The organism is Acinetobacter sp. C26M (assembly GCF_023702675.1).
Taxonomy (GTDB): domain Bacteria; phylum Pseudomonadota; class Gammaproteobacteria; order Pseudomonadales; family Moraxellaceae; genus Acinetobacter.
Map to the genome: position 1 here is coordinate 25,373 of NZ_CP098478.1, position 16,414 is coordinate 41,786.

15 protein-coding genes are annotated in these 16,414 nt (G+C 42.6%); 9 read left to right on the plus strand and 6 right to left on the minus strand.

The window, feature by feature from the left end; genetic code table 11:
• Nucleotides 1–43 precede the first annotated feature (43 nt).
• Both NDN11_RS00115 and NDN11_RS00120 read left to right on the plus strand, forming a co-directional pair.
• The gene (locus tag NDN11_RS00115; RefSeq protein WP_251110421.1) at nt 44–586 is read left to right on the plus strand and encodes a GNAT family N-acetyltransferase; all 543 of its coding nucleotides are present in this window, start codon (nt 44–46) and stop codon (nt 584–586) included.
• A complete protein-coding gene (locus NDN11_RS00120) occupies nt 555–866 on the plus strand; it encodes an ankyrin repeat domain-containing protein (RefSeq protein ID WP_251110422.1) in 312 nt (103 codons plus the stop codon). Before NDN11_RS00115 ends, NDN11_RS00120 begins: the two co-directional genes overlap by 32 nt.
• A gap of 293 nt (nt 867–1,159) precedes the next feature.
• Here NDN11_RS00120 and NDN11_RS00125 read toward each other — a convergent pair whose 3' ends face one another.
• A complete protein-coding gene (locus NDN11_RS00125; RefSeq protein WP_251110423.1) occupies nt 1,160–1,855 on the minus strand; it encodes a TIGR04219 family outer membrane beta-barrel protein in 696 nt (231 codons plus the stop codon).
• A gap of 133 nt (nt 1,856–1,988) precedes the next feature.
• Here NDN11_RS00125 and NDN11_RS00130 point away from each other — a divergent pair, with 133 nt between their 5' ends.
• The 3 genes from NDN11_RS00130 (at nt 1,989) to NDN11_RS00140 (ending at nt 5,441) form a co-directional block, all read left to right on the plus strand.
• Nucleotides 1,989–3,431 carry an aldehyde dehydrogenase family protein gene (locus NDN11_RS00130; RefSeq protein WP_251110424.1) on the plus strand — a complete coding sequence of 481 codons (1,443 nt, stop codon included), beginning with the start codon at nt 1,989–1,991 and terminating at the stop codon, nt 3,429–3,431.
• A gap of 377 nt (nt 3,432–3,808) precedes the next feature.
• The gene (locus tag NDN11_RS00135; RefSeq protein WP_251110425.1) at nt 3,809–5,287 is read left to right on the plus strand and encodes a sodium-dependent transporter; all 1,479 of its coding nucleotides are present in this window, start codon (nt 3,809–3,811) and stop codon (nt 5,285–5,287) included.
• Nucleotides 5,288–5,297: 10 nt separating this feature from the next.
• On the plus strand, nt 5,298–5,441 hold the full coding sequence (locus NDN11_RS00140; RefSeq protein ID WP_023271084.1) for a methionine/alanine import family NSS transporter small subunit: 144 nt from the start codon (nt 5,298–5,300) through the stop codon (nt 5,439–5,441).
• 49 nt (nt 5,442–5,490) lie between these two features.
• On the opposite strand, the gene rsmB is transcribed toward NDN11_RS00140, so the two are convergent.
• Together rsmB and fmt are read right to left on the minus strand one after the other, a co-directional pair.
• A complete protein-coding gene (gene rsmB, locus NDN11_RS00145; protein WP_251110426.1) occupies nt 5,491–6,798 on the minus strand; it encodes a 16S rRNA (cytosine(967)-C(5))-methyltransferase RsmB in 1,308 nt (435 codons plus the stop codon).
• On the minus strand, nt 6,795–7,757 hold the full coding sequence (gene fmt / locus NDN11_RS00150; protein WP_251110427.1) for a methionyl-tRNA formyltransferase: 963 nt from the start codon (nt 7,755–7,757) through the stop codon (nt 6,795–6,797). The genes rsmB and fmt overlap by 4 nt, the downstream gene beginning before the upstream one ends.
• A gap of 210 nt (nt 7,758–7,967) precedes the next feature.
• On the opposite strand from fmt, the gene ilvD reads away from it, so the two are divergent.
• From ilvD to NDN11_RS00165, 3 genes are all read left to right on the plus strand, one after another.
• Nucleotides 7,968–9,797, plus strand: a complete 1,830-nt coding sequence (gene ilvD, locus NDN11_RS00155; protein WP_167248411.1) for a dihydroxy-acid dehydratase — start codon at nt 7,968–7,970, stop codon at nt 9,795–9,797.
• A gap of 148 nt (nt 9,798–9,945) precedes the next feature.
• Nucleotides 9,946–11,235, plus strand: coding sequence for a hypothetical protein (locus tag NDN11_RS00160; RefSeq protein WP_251110428.1), 1,290 nt, complete (start codon nt 9,946–9,948; stop codon nt 11,233–11,235).
• Between the two features lie 80 nt (nt 11,236–11,315).
• Nucleotides 11,316–12,047: a sulfite exporter TauE/SafE family protein gene (locus tag NDN11_RS00165; protein ID WP_251110429.1), complete on the plus strand. Its 732-nt coding sequence runs from the start codon at nt 11,316–11,318 to the stop codon at nt 12,045–12,047.
• A gap of 12 nt (nt 12,048–12,059) precedes the next feature.
• Here the strand turns inward: NDN11_RS00165 and NDN11_RS00170 are convergent, their stop codons facing one another.
• Both NDN11_RS00170 and NDN11_RS00175 read right to left on the minus strand, forming a co-directional pair.
• Complete coding sequence (locus tag NDN11_RS00170) at nt 12,060–12,950, minus strand: LysR family transcriptional regulator (RefSeq protein WP_251110430.1); 891 nt, start codon at nt 12,948–12,950, stop codon at nt 12,060–12,062.
• 102 nt (nt 12,951–13,052) lie between these two features.
• Nucleotides 13,053–13,955 (minus strand): LysR family transcriptional regulator, encoded by a 903-nt coding sequence (locus NDN11_RS00175; protein ID WP_251110431.1) that lies wholly within the window; start codon nt 13,953–13,955, stop codon nt 13,053–13,055.
• 123 nt (nt 13,956–14,078) lie between these two features.
• Here NDN11_RS00175 and NDN11_RS00180 point away from each other — a divergent pair, with 123 nt between their 5' ends.
• Complete coding sequence (locus NDN11_RS00180) at nt 14,079–14,825, plus strand: SDR family oxidoreductase (RefSeq protein WP_251110432.1); 747 nt, start codon at nt 14,079–14,081, stop codon at nt 14,823–14,825.
• A 43-nt stretch (nt 14,826–14,868) separates the two neighbouring features.
• Here NDN11_RS00180 and NDN11_RS00185 read toward each other — a convergent pair whose 3' ends face one another.
• Complete coding sequence (locus NDN11_RS00185) at nt 14,869–16,164, minus strand: solute carrier family 23 protein (protein WP_167248416.1); 1,296 nt, start codon at nt 16,162–16,164, stop codon at nt 14,869–14,871.
• Between the last annotated feature and the right edge of the window lie 250 nt (nt 16,165–16,414).

The window sequence follows — 16,414 nt, forward strand, 5'->3', positions numbered from 1 at the left end:
AGGAAAAGCTATTCGTGTTTAAAGCATCAGGATATTTAACTATATGCTGAGTTATCGTCTTCTCTGTTCAGCTAATGAAGCTGATATAGCCGGTATTCAAGCTGTATTTGAGGCTACTCCAAATTATTTTAAACTCATTCAAGGATATAGCGCAGAGAAAAATGCTGCTCGAAACGATCTAAAAGCTGTACCTAGTGGACATCCATTTACTGCAAAGTTTTTTTACGCGATTTATCATAAAGAACAGATGATTGGTTGTATTGATATTCTGCAAGGTTATCCCGAGTCATCAATAGTATTTATTGGACTGCTATTGTTTATAGAGTCTCATCAAGGTTTAGGCTATGGTCCACAAGCAGTCAATTTTATTTCGGGTCTTGCGAATACTTGGGGATGTGATCGGTTGAGAATTGCAGTGGTTGAATCAAATGAACCTGCGTTCGCATTTTGGTCAAGGCAAGGTTTTGTAGAGCTCTATCGTAAAGAGCTTAGTGAATATGTTGCTCCCGTAATTGTTATGGAGAGAACACTCATTTTTAAATCAGAGGAAATAGATGAAACTCAACTCTTTTTCACCACTCCCTGAAGATGATGATGAACTGCATCTTCCTGAGCTAGTCTATTGGGCTTCACTTGGTGATGTGGAACAAGTAGAGCAACTATTGGCAGAGGGGATAGACCCAAACCAGACCGATGACGAAGGCTATAGTGCGTTACAGGCCGCTGCTGAGAACGATCATTTGTCCATAGTGAAGCTGTTGGTGAGTAGAGGTGCAAATGTCGCTTATAAAGGCGAATATAGTGCGCTACAGCTTGCTGAAATGGCAGAGCATGCCGAAATCGTTGAGTACTTAAAAAGTCTTTAGCTTGCATATAAAAAAAACAGCAGATAAAAAGAAGCCCCATCATCCTGACGGGGCTTCTTCATATTCAGTTTATGTCGTTGATATCCTATTAACGACCACGTCCTGTGTGTTTTATTATTCTCAATGAGACTTCCTGTCTCTCTATGATTTATATGATAGGGGAAAAGTTTTAGTTGGGATATTCGCCAATCGCTGCGATTGTTGTAGGCTTTGGCGTACATCAATTGAGATTTATAAAATGATGGGCTATAAAAAACGGAATCAATAGATTCCGTTTCTGTTTCATTCAAGTCTTAGAAATGAATATCTAAACCGATATAGGGACCTTTAAAGTTAAATTTAAGGTCATTTTTTTCGTAATCATCTAGTTTGATATCGAGAATACGGTAACCCGCTTTTAAACCAACATCGACCAATAAATTATCAATAAAGTTGTATTGTAATTCAGCTTGAGCATCGGTGATTTTGGTATCGTTGACATTGCTATATAACAATTCAGCTTTGGCACTTAAACCTGTGAAAGGCAGTTTTACACCTGCAGATCCATAAATCACAGGGACTGTTTTATCGATATCTGTTTTGCTTAAACCCAGTGTTTTTACATCGCCATTCAGGTTGGTTGCACCGAGGCCGACATCCGCATTTACGATGGTGTCTAAGATCTCATAATATAAAATGAAATCGGTATGATCGATGTTGAGGTCATAGACTGGTTGACCAGCAACTTTATTTTCAGTCTGCGATTTTAAATTCACATAGCGAATTTTTGCATTTGGAATCAGTGGAATTGGGTGTTCAAATGCAAGCGAAACTTGCGCAGAGCCTTTACGATCAAGGTCTTGATCTGGTGCTGATGTTTGCGCAGCCATATTAGCTTCACCGTTGTAATTCCAGTAGCTAAGATCACCTTTTACACCAATCACATCCGCTTGCGCTAGACCACAAAAGCTTGTCCCTAAAGCAAGCATTGATATTTTTAATATTTTCATTGCATTGTCCTAATAAATTTCAAAAAACCGTAATGAATTGTTGTGAATTCATCAGTGAATGGGCGAATCATATAGTGATCTTGGAAAATATGCAGTAGTCTAATTTTAAATTTTTATAACGAGATCAAGAATAATGACAGATGCACAGAATGTAGTGGATTATCCGCTTTACGTCGCAGGAAAAGCCGTTACAACAGGTCAGTGGTTGGAAGTCCATGATAAGTATCGAACGACGGTCTATGCGCGTGTGGCATTGGCTGATGCGAAGGTCCTTGAAAAAGCCATTTCGGCTTCGGTAAAAGCAGAAGAGGAAATGGCAGCACTCAAGCCTTTTCAAAAGCAGAAAATTTTGCTGCATTGTGTAAAACGCTTTAATGAACTGCGTGAGGAACTGACTGAAGTTCTGATTGCGGAAGGTGGTAAGCCTCGTGGTGCAGCGAGTGCAGAAGTGGAACGTTTAATTAATACCTTCCAGTTGGCAGCCGACGCAGTCACGCAGCTGGATGATGGTCGTATGCTGCCATTGGCAGTCACACCCGCTGCCGCGCGTTTTCGTGGCATGGTCAAACAAGTGCCAATTGGTGCAATTTCCTTAATTAGTCCGTTTAATTTCCCTTTAAATTTAGTCGCTCATAAGATTGCACCTGCAATTGCAGCAGGTTGTCCATTTGTGCTGAAACCTGCGAGCTTGACCCCAATCAGTGCTTTAATGATTGCAAAGGTTTTGGCGGAAACAGAACTACCGAAAGGCTCATGGTCGGTATTACCATGCGATCGCCAAGCAGCAGATATTCTAGTGACCGATGACCGCTTTAAATTACTCAGCTTTACAGGGTCAGATCAGGTCGGTTGGGACATGAAAGCACGTGCAGGTCGCAAGAAAGTAACCTTGGAACTGGGTGGCAATGCCACAGTGTTGATTGATGCGGATACCGTGATTGATGATGCTTTAATTGACCGCTTAATTGCTGCGGCTTATGGTCATGCGGGGCAAGTATGTATCAGTGTGCAGCGGATTTTAGTACATGCCGATATCTATGCTGATCTGAAAAAGAAACTCATCGCAAAATTGAAAAAAATCAAGGCAGATGACCCAAGTTTAAGTGGCACTGTGGTTGGGCCGATGATCAAAGAAGCAGAAGCTGTTCGCTTAAAAAAATGGCTGGATAAAGCCGAGAAAAAAGGAGCAAAAATATTAATAGGAGGAAGTTTACAAGGCATGCTGTTTGAACCTGCTTTGCTGGAAAATGTAGATGCCAAGCTGGAAATCTATAAAGATGAAGCCTTTGGTCCAGTGGCGATCTTAGAAAAATTTAAAGATTTTGAGCAGGGTATTGCCACGATTAACCAAAGTCGTTTTGGTTTGCAGGCAGGTGTGTATACGCAAAATCTCAATAAAATGCTGTATGCATGGGATCATTTACATGTTGGAGGTGTGATTATTAACGATGTCCCGACTTTCCGTGTCGATAATATGCCCTATGGCGGTGTGAAGGATTCTGGCCTAGGTCGAGAAGGTATTCATTCTGCGATTCGGGATATGCAAGAGGAAAGATTATTAGCCATCAAACAATAAAAAGGATTGTGGCCCAAGCGGAGTTTAAGCTTTGCTTGATTGTTTTATGTACTTGATTTTTATAGATTGACTGCAAGGTCAAAATTACAGTCTGTTGAAAAATAATCAGTTGTTTAAAAAACATGATTTTTTCTTGCAGAATTTACAGTAAAAAGAAATAAAAACAGGTATTGTTCGGCTATTAAAAGCAGAAAAACAAAGCCCAATCTTTAAGGAAGATGGTTTGGTTTTTGCTTTGTTTGTCCATGTAAACGGAGACCCACAAGGTTGAAATTTCATGCAAGCAAAACAAGATTTTTTATGGCACTTTTCATGTCTGTTGGATAATAAAAACCTAGGACAGCATGGAACGGCCAGCAGGACAATTTAGGTGTTTTATGGCAGATTCTCGTGAAAACTGGACATCACGATCTGGTTTTATTATTGCAGCTGTTGGTTCAGCTGTAGGTTTAGGTAACATTTGGCGTTTCCCTTACGTTGCTTATGAAAATGGCGGTGGGGCGTTTCTTATCCCTTATTTACTGGCGTTGATTACAGCTGGTTTACCGCTTTTATTCTTGGACTATGCAACAGGTCATCGTGCGCGTAATTCACCGCCAAAAGCATATCGTGCGCTATTTAAAGGCGGTGAGACACTCGGTTGGTGGCAAGTCTGTGTCTGTATCATCATTGGTTTGTACTATGCCAGCGTACTGACTTGGGCAGGTAGTTATGTCTACTTCTCAATTGGTCAGGCGTGGGGCAGTGACCCGGAAAGCTTCTTCTTCAATACTTATTTGCAGACCTCGAAAGCAACAGGCTTCGATCTACAATTTGTGAGTCATTTGTTCTGGCCAATCGTTGGTATCTGGGCACTGACCTTAATCATTTTGTATGGTGGTGTTAAGAAGGGTGTTGAATTATCGAATAAGATTTTCATGCCGTTGTTATTTGTCTTGTTTACGGTTCTTGTGATTCAGTCATTACGTTTACCTGGTGCGGTAGAAGGCTTAAATGCATTCTTTACTCCGAACTGGTCAGCGATGATGAACTATAAAGTTTGGTTAGCTGCATATGGCCATACTTTCTTCTCGTTGTCTGTTGGCTTCGGGATCATGGTGACGTATGCCTCTTACTTAAAACCTAAAACTAACTTAACAGGTTCAGGCTTGATCGTTGGTTTTGCTAACGCATCAACAGAGATTTTGGCGGGTATTGGTATTTTTGCTGCGTTGGGCTTTATGGCACATGCGGCAGGTAAAGAAGTACAGGATGTTGTGAGTGGTGGTATTGGTCTAGCATTCATCGCATTCCCTAAAATTATTTCAAGTTTAGGTGCAGGTGCGGATTTATTTGGTTTCTTGTTCTTCTCTTCGCTGTTTGTTGCGGGTATCTCTTCCATGGTCAGTATTTTGGAAGTGCCGATTGCTGCAATGCAGGACAAGTTGAAATGGGGCCGTACCAAAGCTGTAACGATTATTGGTGGTGGTAGTGCACTGGTTTCCGTGATCTTATTCTCTAGTGTGAATGCGATTAAGCTGGTGGATATTGTCGATCACTTCATCAATAACATCGGTATTATTGGTGGTGCATTGATCTCGATTATCAGTATTGCTTGGTTTAAACGTTCTGCCTTGCGTGAATTGCGTGATCATGTGAATCGTATTTCGACTGTTCAATTGGGCAAAGGCTGGGATTTCACTTTAACAGTGATCACATCGTTGATCTTGTTAACGACCTTAAGCATGACCGTATTTAACTTGGTGAAAAACGGTTACGATAGTTATAGCATGAGCTTACAAGGCGTATTTGGATGGGGCAGCGTGATTTTCTGTGCTGTCGTTGCAATTGTACTCAGCCGAATCAAAGATCGCTAGGAGAACAAATATGAATACTTCAGCAATCGTAATGATGGTGATTTCAATGGTGTTTTTATGGGGTGGATTGGCACTGTCTATTCTGCACTTAACCAAAAACCCAGAAGAGTTAGATGACGTTCTTGAAGAAGTCAAAGATCAGCATACACTCTAAATAGAATGAATAAAAAAGCAGGCTTTAAGCCTGCTTTTTTATTTTTGATTTATGCCAATTTTTTAATTCGGCAATAATAGAAACCATCACCAGCGTGGGCAGAAGGAAGCAACTGACGACCATAGGTCTGTTCAATACCCCAATCTGCATTGATTTTGATTTCTTTTGCATCAGCATGTGCTGCAAAGAATGTTGCCATTTGCTGCTCATTTTCAGCTTTGAGAATCGAGCAGGTGATATACAGTAAAGTGCCACCGACTTTAAGCTGTTGCCACATCTGCTGCAAAATTTGCTGCTGTAGCTCAACCGTTTGCGCGATATCAGTCGACTGTCTGAGCAGACGAATATCGGGATGGCGACGGATTACACCTGTCGCAGAGCAGGGTGCATCCAACACGATACAATCGGCAAGTTCCTGTGCCTGCCATGTGGTGGCATCAGCCGTAATAATCTCAACATTGTCCTGATCTAGGGCAAGACGTTCTAAATTTTCAGAAACACGCAGTAAACGTTTTGCATCATGATCAAGTGCAATCAATTTTTTAGGATTAAAACGCTCAAGGATATGTGCGGCTTTACCCCCTGGTGCAGCACAGGCATCGACAACAACTTGGTCATCTAAATTTGGTAAAAGCGTCGCGCACAATTGCGCATGTTCATCCTGAACAGAAAAACCACCTTCTTCGAAACCGGGTAAATGGGTAATATTGCCCGTTTGTTCCAGAACAATACCCACATCTGAAAGTGTGCAAGGACGAGCATCAATCTGTTCTTCGTCCAAAATCTCTAAATATTCGTTACGACTCACTTGGCGTTCATTGACACGCAGCGTCAGTGGCGCGACTTGTTTTAAGGCTTGGCATAGCGGCTCTACTTGCTCAGGCCAATCTTTTTTGAGTCGCTTGAATAACCAACTTGGTAAACCATGGGTATTATTCAATGCGGTTTGAAATTCATCTGTTTCACGTGAAACACGACGCAGAATCGCATTGACCAAACCACTCATTGGCTCAAAACCGAGTTGCTTCGCAGCATTTACAGTTTCTGAAATCGCAGCATGTACAGGAATACGCGTACATAAAATTTGATATAAACCAAGATATAAACAACTTTCTAGGGCTTCATTGTCTAATGGTTTTGTGAGCAAGGGTAAGGTAATTGCTTTTAACGAATACCATTGGCGTAAACAACCTAAAGTAAGTTCGTGATATAAGCCACGGTCACGCTCAGAAACGATATTGATATGTTGATTCAAAACGGAAGACAAAGATTGCCCATTCTGAACCGCCAAAAGTGTTTTGATCACCTGCGCACGCAGATTCAAATTTTTTGCAGATGATTGATTTGATGGGTTCATGGGAGAATTTGTCCAATATGCAATTTTTGGGTTTGGGCAATTTGTACTGGATTTAAGGCTTTAGCACCTGGCCATTGTAAGCTGGTTAAGCACACTGCAGTATTTTCGCCACAGGCAACATGCACGCCTTGTTTATCAATGGCAAGGATTTCACCAACTTGTGCATCGGTTTTGCTGAGCTGTGAAAGTGTAGAACCCCAAACACGTAAAGCATTATTTTCATCGAGTTGGATAAACGCGACTGGCCAAGGGTTAAAGGCACGAATATTACGATCGATTTGAACTGCATTTATAGTCCAATCGATACGGGCTTCGGCTTTCACTAATTTGTGCGCATAAACGGTAAGTGCTTCATCTTGTACTTCACGTTTTTCAATAAAATCCTGCAAGCTTTGTTCTGATTCAAGCACGGTACAAATTGCTTCTGCGCCTTGAACAGCCAATTTGTCATGCAAGCTGGCAGTGGTATCTTCCGCAGTAATTGGGCAATAGGTTTTATACATCATATCGCCAGTATCTAAACCTGCCGCCATTTGCATAATGGTAATGCCCGTTTCAGCATCACCTGTGGCAATGGCACGTTGAATCGGGGCAGCACCACGCCAACGGGGTAACAGCGAACCATGGATATTTAAACAACCGTATTTCGGTGTATCTAAAACCGCTTGCGGTAAAATCAAGCCATAGGCTGCCACCACCATCACATCTGCGCCAAGTGCAGCAAGTTCTTGTCGAGCTGCCAAGCCTTCTTCCGTAGACGCTTTAAAATTCAAAGGTTGATAAACGGGTAAATCGTGTTCAAGTGCCAATTGTTTAACAGGAGATGGCGTTAATTTTTGCCCACGTCCTGATTTACGGTCAGGTTGGGTATAAACCGCAATGATCTGGTGGGATGTTTTTAATAATGCCGCCAATGCGGTTGCCGCAAATTCAGGCGTACCAGCAAAAATGATTTTCACAAATGGAATCCAAATAAAACTTACCTCAAATTATAAGCGAAAAAGCGACGAGTCCCTAATTCACGACCTGAATTGCTTTTGTGCAAAAAAAGATAGGCCTGTTGGTCATCTGTTAAACGATAACTTGTAGTATGATGCAAAGAGCTCAGTATCATTTCGCCAGAGAGAATGTCCTATTCTTCTCGAGCACACACTTGTTGGGAATACAAAATGCCTGATTATCGTTCGAAAACATCAACACATGGAAGAAATATGGCGGGCGCGCGTGGTTTATGGCGTGCGACCGGTATGAAAGATGAAGATTTTGGCAAACCAATTATTGCGGTGGTCAACTCATTTACCCAATTTGTTCCTGGTCACGTGCATCTTAAAGATTTAGGTCAACTTGTTGCGAGAGAAATTGAAGCTTCTGGTGGTGTCGCGAAAGAATTTAATACCATTGCCGTCGATGATGGTATTGCCATGGGTCATGACGGGATGCTGTATTCACTGCCATCACGTGATTTGATTGCCGATTCTGTGGAATACATGGTCAATGCCCATTGCGCTGATGCCATGGTATGTATCTCGAACTGTGACAAGATCACTCCAGGAATGCTGATGGCTGCGATGCGCCTGAACATTCCAGTGGTATTTGTGTCTGGCGGGCCAATGGAAGCGGGTAAAGTTAAATTCCGCGGTGACGAAAAGGCGATTGACCTTGTTGATGCTATGGTGGTTGCAGCAGACGAAAGCTATACCGATGAAGAAGTTGCTGCGTTTGAACGCTCAGCATGTCCTACTTGTGGTTCATGCTCAGGGATGTTCACAGCTAACTCAATGAACTGCTTAACCGAAGCTTTAGGTTTGTCTTTACCGGGCAATGGTTCGATCGTGGCGACGCATGCCAATCGTGAAAAATTGTTCTTAAGAGCAGGCCGTTTAGTGGTTGAACTGGCGAAACGCTACTACGAACAAAATGATGACAGTATTTTGCCACGTTCAATTGCAACTAAAGCAGCATTTGAAAATGCCATGACTTTGGATATTGCAATGGGTGGCTCAACCAATACCGTATTGCATTTGCTTGCGGCTGCACATGAAGCAGAAGTTGATTTCACCATGGATGATATCGACCGTCTGTCTCGCCAAGTACCAGTATTGTCAAAAGTTGCACCTGCAAAACAAGACGTGCATATGGAAGATGTACACCGTGCAGGTGGCATCATGGCAATCTTGGGTGAGTTGGATCGTGCCAACTTATTGAATACCTCATGCCCAACCGTGCACGAACCTACTCTGAAAGATGCATTAGACAAATGGGATATTATCCGTACAGAAGATGCGGACGTTTATGAGTTCTATCGTTCGTCTCCGGGTGGTATTCCAACTCAAGTAGCGTTCTCGCAGAACCGTTACTATTCAACTTTGGATGGTGATCGTGAGAAAGGCGTAATTCGTAATGCTGAACATGCCTTCTCTAAAGATGGTGGTTTGGCTGTACTTTACGGCAACATCGCTTTAGATGGCTGTATCGTAAAAACTGCGGGTGTAGATGAGTCGATCCTTAAATTCACTGGTACTGCGCGTGTTTTTGAAAGCCAAGATGCAGCGGTTGAAGCGATTTTGGATCATAAAATCGTTGCGGGCGATATCGTGGTGATTCGCTACGAAGGACCACGTGGCGGACCAGGGATGCAGGAAATGTTGTATCCAACCAGTTACTTGAAGTCGAAAGGTTTAGGTAAAGACTGTGCCTTGATTACCGATGGTCGTTTCTCGGGTGGTTCGTCAGGTTTGTCGATTGGTCACGTTTCTCCAGAAGCGGCTGAAGGTGGTGCAATTGGTCTAGTTGAAGATGGTGATACCATTCAAATCGATATTCCAAACCGTACCATTCACCTCGATATCGATGATGCAACCATGGCGCATCGCCGTACCGTTCAGGAAGCTAAAGGTTGGCATCCAGCAGAAGAGCGTAAACGTAAAGTGTCTAAGTCATTGAAGATTTACGCAATGCATTCGACCAGTGCAGCCAAAGGCGCAGTACGAGTTTTGTAATCCCTTTTGGTCCCTCTTTAATTAAGAGGGACTTTTTTGTCATTTTATAAGATACTGAACAAACTTATTGGCTCACTTGCTCTTTATTCAATACAAGTTTGGGCATATTTATCTATCTTTCAATTTATGACCATTAGAGGCTATCGACATGTCTTTGTTACGTCGTTGGTTTGATCCCCTCCGATCGAGTTGGTTTTACCAAAAACCTTCGCGTCAGGCGGTGTTACCTACGGAACAGGGTTTAAGCATTTACCTGCGTCTAGACGATGTTTATAGCTATCTTGCAGTACAACAACTGGATCAGCTCAATGAAATCCTGAGTGATGAGTTGAAACCCTTAAAAGTGATTATCTCGAGGCAGGACGCAGAGCCTCCGAATGGAATGTCCAAGCAGGAATGGCTCAGTTATTGTTTAAATGATGCCAAGATTCTTGCCAAGCAACATCGTTTTGGCTTTGATGACACTCCAGAAATCCCCAGCGCAGAAGCATTACAACAAGCTGAAACCATTCTTCGAAACACTCCCTTACGTGAACAGAACTTCTTACATTTATTGGAAGATGTGTTTCATATGCTGTGGCAACAACAATATGGCAAATTACGTACCCTCTATGCCATGGCCAGTCGGCACCAAAGCCCTCAAGATTATCCTGAACGTATTTTTAAAGATGTGCCCGTTGCTGCCAGCTATTTCGAATTTGGTGAGCGTAAATATCAAGCCGTTGATGATTTATTGCGTTTGACTCGCCGTCTGAAACAACAAAAATTACTGACTGGAAATCCAATTTTCCTGATTAATCATATCGAATGGCGCGAGCATTTGATCAATGATGGTGAGTCACTTACCGAAGTCCAAGCCATGCATCCTGAGCTAGACTTATACATTGCGCTTGAAGATCCAATGAGCTGGTTGTTATTGGCCTATATCAAAGAAGAACTGGCTAATTATTATAATATTCAGTTGAAGGTTTTTCCGCTGAGTTATCATGGGCGAGACTGGTTTGATTGGAGTCTGGCAACCCGTGTTTCCAAGCGAACACAAGTGACATTTACGCCGTTCTGCCGTCCAACCAAAGAAGCGACGTATGAGATGGCGCGACTGTTTTATAGTGTGCCTGAAGAACAGCAAGTCGATTGTATCCACCAGATTTTTGAAGGGGTGTGGACACGGGGTAAAGACTTGTCATTTAAAGCCCATTTTCAGCGCATGCAAAAGCGTCTAGAGATCGAGGACATCACTGAACAGGATGTCGAAGCTCTACTGAAACAGAATGATGAACTATGCCAGCAAAAGCATCAGCCAGATTTTCCTGTACTAGAATTACGTATAGATGGACAGAGCTACGTTTTCAATAGTCTGTATCGGGTTTGGATGATTGAAAGCATTATCAGCAATGTGTTGGAAGACAAATATAGAACGGCCTCAAGCTCTGCCTGAGGCCTGCTCCCAAAAATAAGAATAGGGCAAACCTCGCTTTTTTCGTAGCATAACTCCGACGCAACATCGGAGACTTGGGCGTGACTTTTTTAGCAATTATTGTGATGGTATTTGTCTTTGCAGGCATGATTAAAGGCATGATCGGCTTAGGCTTACCTGCGGTCTCAATGGGGCTACTCACAATTGCCATGAGTCCTTTTCAGGCTGCCTCACTGCTGATCGTTCCGTCCATGATTACCAATATCTGGCAGCTCTTTGCTGAGGGGCGGGTCTGGACTTTCGTACGCCGCTTCTGGTCTTTGTTGCTTGGGATTGTGGTTGGATCGGTCTGGAGTTTTTTACCCACTTTAAGCCAAAGCCATGGTCAAAGCAGTGAAATTCTATTGGGTACGATGCTGATACTGTACGGGCTTTATGGTTTATGCGTTAAGAATCTGCCCCACTTGGGCAAATATGAGCATTGGTTATCTCCCTTGGTGGGTTATATCGGTGGTGCGGTCACTGTAGCAACAGGGGTTGTGATTATTCCTGTGGTGCCTTATTTGCAGTCTTTACATCTAAACCGTGATGAGCTGGTTCAAGCTTTAGGATTAACCTTTACCGTGTCCACCATTTGCTTGGCAGTATTTCTACAGCATAACCCAATGCAGGGAATCACACTGGACTATCGTTTATCGGCTGTTGCCTTGGTAGCAGCTTTGGTCGGGATGTGGTTGGGTAAAAAAATCCGCTATCAACTGAATGAGCAACGCTTCCGTCGTCTATTTTTTATGGGGCTGGTCGCTTTAGGTGGCTATATGCTATCGCATTAATTTTGCTGTGAACTAAGGACGATGCTGCAATAAAAAATCTGCAAATTGCTGATAAGTCTCGGGTAGTTGACTGAAATCCTGCGTTGCTAACAGCAGCTTCCGATTAGCCCATGCTCCCAACAGCTGTACCGTGTGGAAATCATAGTCTGGCTCTAAACGCTGCGCAGCACGGGCAGGCATAATCGCTATGCCGACGCCTTTCGCCACCACTTCAGCAATCGCAGCAAAATTGGGTAAACGCAAACGGTATTGGATATTAAAGCCCAGTAACTTGGCCTGGGTTTCGATAGATTGCTGCAAAGAATGATGTGGCATCAACCCAATAAAGCCAAAATGTAAGGCATCGACCAGATTTAATTGTGTGTATTGAGCAAGGGCATGTGAGGCTGGGCAAATCAGTACCAAGGGGTCACTGGCAAATTCTTGGGTCTGCAAAGGGCGAATATCAAAGAAACTGGAAACCAAGCCGAGCTTAGCGATGCCTTTGCCTAGAGCGGTAATAATCTCTGAACTTTCTGCTTCATGTAAGTCAATATTGATGTCAGGATGTCGCATCAGATATTGCGGTAACAGTGGCGGCAGATATTCACTTTGTGCCGAAGAGTTGCACCACAGGGTTAAGGATTCGGGTTGTTGTTGTCGAAAGCGTTGCATCTCTTGTTCGAGCTGATCTTTTTGGCGGATCATACGTCGCGCATGTTCGGCCAAAGCATGTCCGGCTGTAGTTAATTCAACGCCAGTGGTTTGTCGAGTAAATAAAGGGGTATCAAAATATTGCTCGAGCTTTTTAATTCGTTCGCTCGCGGCTTGTAATGAAATTGCAGAACGTTCAGCCCCTTTGGTCAGACTACCCGTGCTGGTGATATGCAGAAATAACTGTAAATCAAAAAAATCAAAACGCATGATGGCAACGCATTGAAATGCAAAAAATCATCATACTAAAAATAAGATTGATAAAGATAGAGGACTTAAGTGCAGCATCCCTGCTGTTCAGGGGAGGGTGTTTTAACGCTGATCTAAAGGATGGTCTTTAAACAACTGCACGATCCATTCAATAAACACTCTTTGTCTCGGTGAAACCCGTGTTTTTGAGGGGTAGAGCAATGAGACAGGTAAAGCGGGAACAGCATATTGGGTTAGCACTGGGGAGAGTTGGCCATTTTCAATTTGCTGTAAATGACCGTAACGTGGTACCTGAATAATGCCAAAGCCTTGTTCTGCCGCTGCCGAATAGGTGTAAGCGCCATTCACTTGAATTAATACAGGTAAATCATAAAACTCGACTTTATGCTGAATCAAAAATTCTAAGGGAAGCGCTTTTTGCCGGGCTGTAGAATAGAAGCCCACCATAAAATGCTGTTTTAATTCACTCAGTGTGTTCGGTGTACCGTATTTTTTGAGATATTCAGGACTTGCGAGAGTGACTTGCTGAATCTGGCCTAAGGGTCTGACCACTAGCTCGCTATTATTTAAATGTCCAATCCGAATCACACAGTCGATGCCTTCTTTAATCAGATCAACATAGCGATCACTTTCAGTCAGTTGTAATTGAATTTGTGGGTATTCACTGAGGAACTGATGCAATTTTGGCAGAATAAAATGTGCGGCAAAGATACCGTGAACTTCGACCTTTAAGATACCTTGCGGTTTGGCATGTAAAAAATCATGATCTGATTCATCAATATAAGCCAGAATATATTTACAGCGTTGATAGTACAGATGGCCTTCGTCAGTCGGATTCACTTGTCGTGTGGTTCGAAACAGTAAGCGGGTATTCAGCTGTGTTTCTAATTGTTTAATCGCATCTGTCAGAGTTGAGCGCGGTAAGTTCAGGATCTGCGCTGCTTTGGTAAAACTTCGCTGCTCAACCACATGTACGAATGCTGACATGGCATTTAACTTGTCCATAGGTTTGATTCTTTTGTTCGCTCTATCCGTATAAAGAAGCCGAAATTTGATAGATTATCTTGTTCTCACTGAACAGTATCATAGATTGTATTTCGTGATAAGTCGGCTTGGATGAGGTTAAAAATGAATACACCATCAAATGAGAAAAAAGTGATTTTGATTACAGGGGCATCCAGAGGCATTGGTGCTTTTACCGCGACTTTATTGGCACAACAGGGTCATCAGATCGTGATTAATTACGCACGCAATGATCTAGAAGCAAATCAGTTGGTTGAACAAATTAAAGTTGCAGGCGGTACGGCAAGTGCATTTAAAGCAGATATTAGTCAGTCATATCAAGTTGAGCAGCTATTTGAATATGTCATCCAAAGCTATGGACGAGTGGATGTACTGATTAATAATGCGGGCATCATGTGCTTGCAAAAAATTGAAGCTTTAGATGATGAAACCATTGAAAAGGTTTTAGCGATTAATTTAAAAGGTAGCTTATATACCATGCGCGAGGCAGCGAAACGACTTGAGCAGGGTGGAAAAATTATCAATCTCTCCAGTAGTGTGATTGGTATGAAGCTAGAAGGGTATGGCATTTATACCGCTTCTAAAGCAGCCATCGAAGCTCTGACTGCTATCCTTGCTAAAGAATTAAGAGGCAAAAATATTACCGTTAATGCCATTGCACCTGGGCCAACAGCGACGGAGTTATTTTTTGAGGGCAAGAGTGAGGCATTGATTGCTCAGTTGGCCAAAGCAGCTCCTTTAGAGCGTTTAGGTACAGTGGAAGATATTGCTGCGGTGCTTGATTTTGCTGTGAGTGACGCGAGTAACTGGATTAATGCACAGGTGATTAGAGCCAATGGTGGCATTATCTAGAGGTCCTCAAAATAAAAAGGCAGCTTGCGCTGCCTTCAAAGTTTTAATTTTTATCTTTTAAACTGAATAGCAGATTCAGGAAAATCGCAGCAAAAGTTGCGGTTCCAATACCACCTAAATTAAAGTTACCAAATAACAATTCAAAATTGCCTGCACCTAAAATAATGGTGACAGAGGCAATGATCAGATTTTTATTGTTTGAGAAATCAACTTTATTTTCGATCCAGATCTTTGCACCTGCAATAGTAATTAAACCGAAGACCACAATTGAAGCCCCTGTGAGGACTGCGGTTGGGATAGTACTAATCACCGCACCAAATTTTGGAGAAAGTCCTAGGAAAATTGCAAACACGCCTGCGATGACAAAGACAATCGTAGAATAAACGCGGGTCACTGCCATCACACCAATATTTTCACCGTAGGTGGTCATACCTGGCGCACCAACACCACCTGACAAGGTCGTGGCTAAACCATCAGCAACAAATGCTTTGCCCAGTTGTGGGGTCAGGTTTTCGCCAGTCATTGCACCCACAGCTTTAATGTGACCAAGATTCTCCGCCACTAATATCAATGCGACTGGCGCAATAATCAGAATCGCATTTAAATCAAAAGTTGGATGTGAAAAGCTTGGGATACCAAACCATGATGCTGCTGCGATTTGGGAGAAATCAATCGGTTTGCCATAGCCTAAAACATTGGTTGCAATGGCATAAATCGCATAGGCAATCAGTAGGCCAACGAGTAACAATAAACGCTGTAATAGACCTTTGGTAAAGACCGCTATAATACCCATACTCAGTACAGTAATCAGTGCCATCCACATTTCAAATGGTTGCCCTGCAACGCCTTTAATGGTGACAGGTGCAAGGTTGAGACCGATGATCATCACGATCGCACCAGTTACCACAGGTGGCATCAGTTTTTCAATCCAGCGTGTGCCTGTGAGCATCACTGCAAAGCCGATCAAGGCATAAAAAATACCACAGGCAACGATACCGCCTAATGCAACAGAAAGATTAGGGTTGGCACCTGAACCCGTGATATGGCCTGTTGCCGCAGCAACTACGCCAATAAAAGCAAAGCTTGACCCTAAATAACTAGGAACACGCCCACCTGTGATCAGGAAGAAAATAATGGTACAGATCCCTGACATTAAAATGGCAAGGTTTGGGCTAAAGCCCATTAATAAGGGTGCTAGAACAGTCGCACCGAACATTGCAAACGCGTGTTGAACCCCGAGCACCGCACTTTGTAAGGGCGGTAAATATTCATTTGTCGCAACAGGGCGATGATCGATCTTCCCCTGATACGGCTGCCATTTTGGAAACCAACTTGACATAAATTAGACTCATTATGTGATATCAGCGCGTATGATACCCTGTCTTAAAACGAGCTTTCACCTATAAGCCATTGAGAATATTGCCAGAACAGGCATTGCGAGTTTATGTTTTTACCTTTTGGTAAAATTTGTTTCAAAATAAGCTAGCGGTTTTATTATTTATTTTCGTGCTGATACTTTGAAAAGTTAACTCTCTTATTTTAAAAATATTTTTTGAAATTTTTCTATTTTTTTAATTGAAGTGGCATAT

Coding starts and splice junctions, on each gene's coding strand:
- NDN11_RS00115 (WP_251110421.1), top strand. CDS start 44: ATGCTGAGTTATCGTCTTCTCTGTTCAGCTAATGAAGCTGATATAGCC.
- NDN11_RS00120 (WP_251110422.1), top strand. CDS start 555: ATGAAACTCAACTCTTTTTCACCACTCCCTGAAGATGATGATGAACTG.
- NDN11_RS00125 (WP_251110423.1), bottom strand. CDS start 1,855: ATGAAAATATTAAAAATATCAATGCTTGCTTTAGGGACAAGCTTTTGT.
- NDN11_RS00130 (WP_251110424.1), top strand. CDS start 1,989: ATGACAGATGCACAGAATGTAGTGGATTATCCGCTTTACGTCGCAGGA.
- NDN11_RS00135 (WP_251110425.1), top strand. CDS start 3,809: ATGGCAGATTCTCGTGAAAACTGGACATCACGATCTGGTTTTATTATT.
- NDN11_RS00140 (WP_023271084.1), top strand. CDS start 5,298: ATGAATACTTCAGCAATCGTAATGATGGTGATTTCAATGGTGTTTTTA.
- rsmB (WP_251110426.1), bottom strand. CDS start 6,798: ATGAACCCATCAAATCAATCATCTGCAAAAAATTTGAATCTGCGTGCG.
- ilvD (WP_167248411.1), top strand. CDS start 7,968: ATGCCTGATTATCGTTCGAAAACATCAACACATGGAAGAAATATGGCG.
- NDN11_RS00160 (WP_251110428.1), top strand. CDS start 9,946: ATGTCTTTGTTACGTCGTTGGTTTGATCCCCTCCGATCGAGTTGGTTT.
- NDN11_RS00170 (WP_251110430.1), bottom strand. CDS start 12,950: ATGCGTTTTGATTTTTTTGATTTACAGTTATTTCTGCATATCACCAGC.
- NDN11_RS00175 (WP_251110431.1), bottom strand. CDS start 13,955: ATGGACAAGTTAAATGCCATGTCAGCATTCGTACATGTGGTTGAGCAG.
- NDN11_RS00180 (WP_251110432.1), top strand. CDS start 14,079: ATGAATACACCATCAAATGAGAAAAAAGTGATTTTGATTACAGGGGCA.
- NDN11_RS00185 (WP_167248416.1), bottom strand. CDS start 16,164: ATGTCAAGTTGGTTTCCAAAATGGCAGCCGTATCAGGGGAAGATCGAT.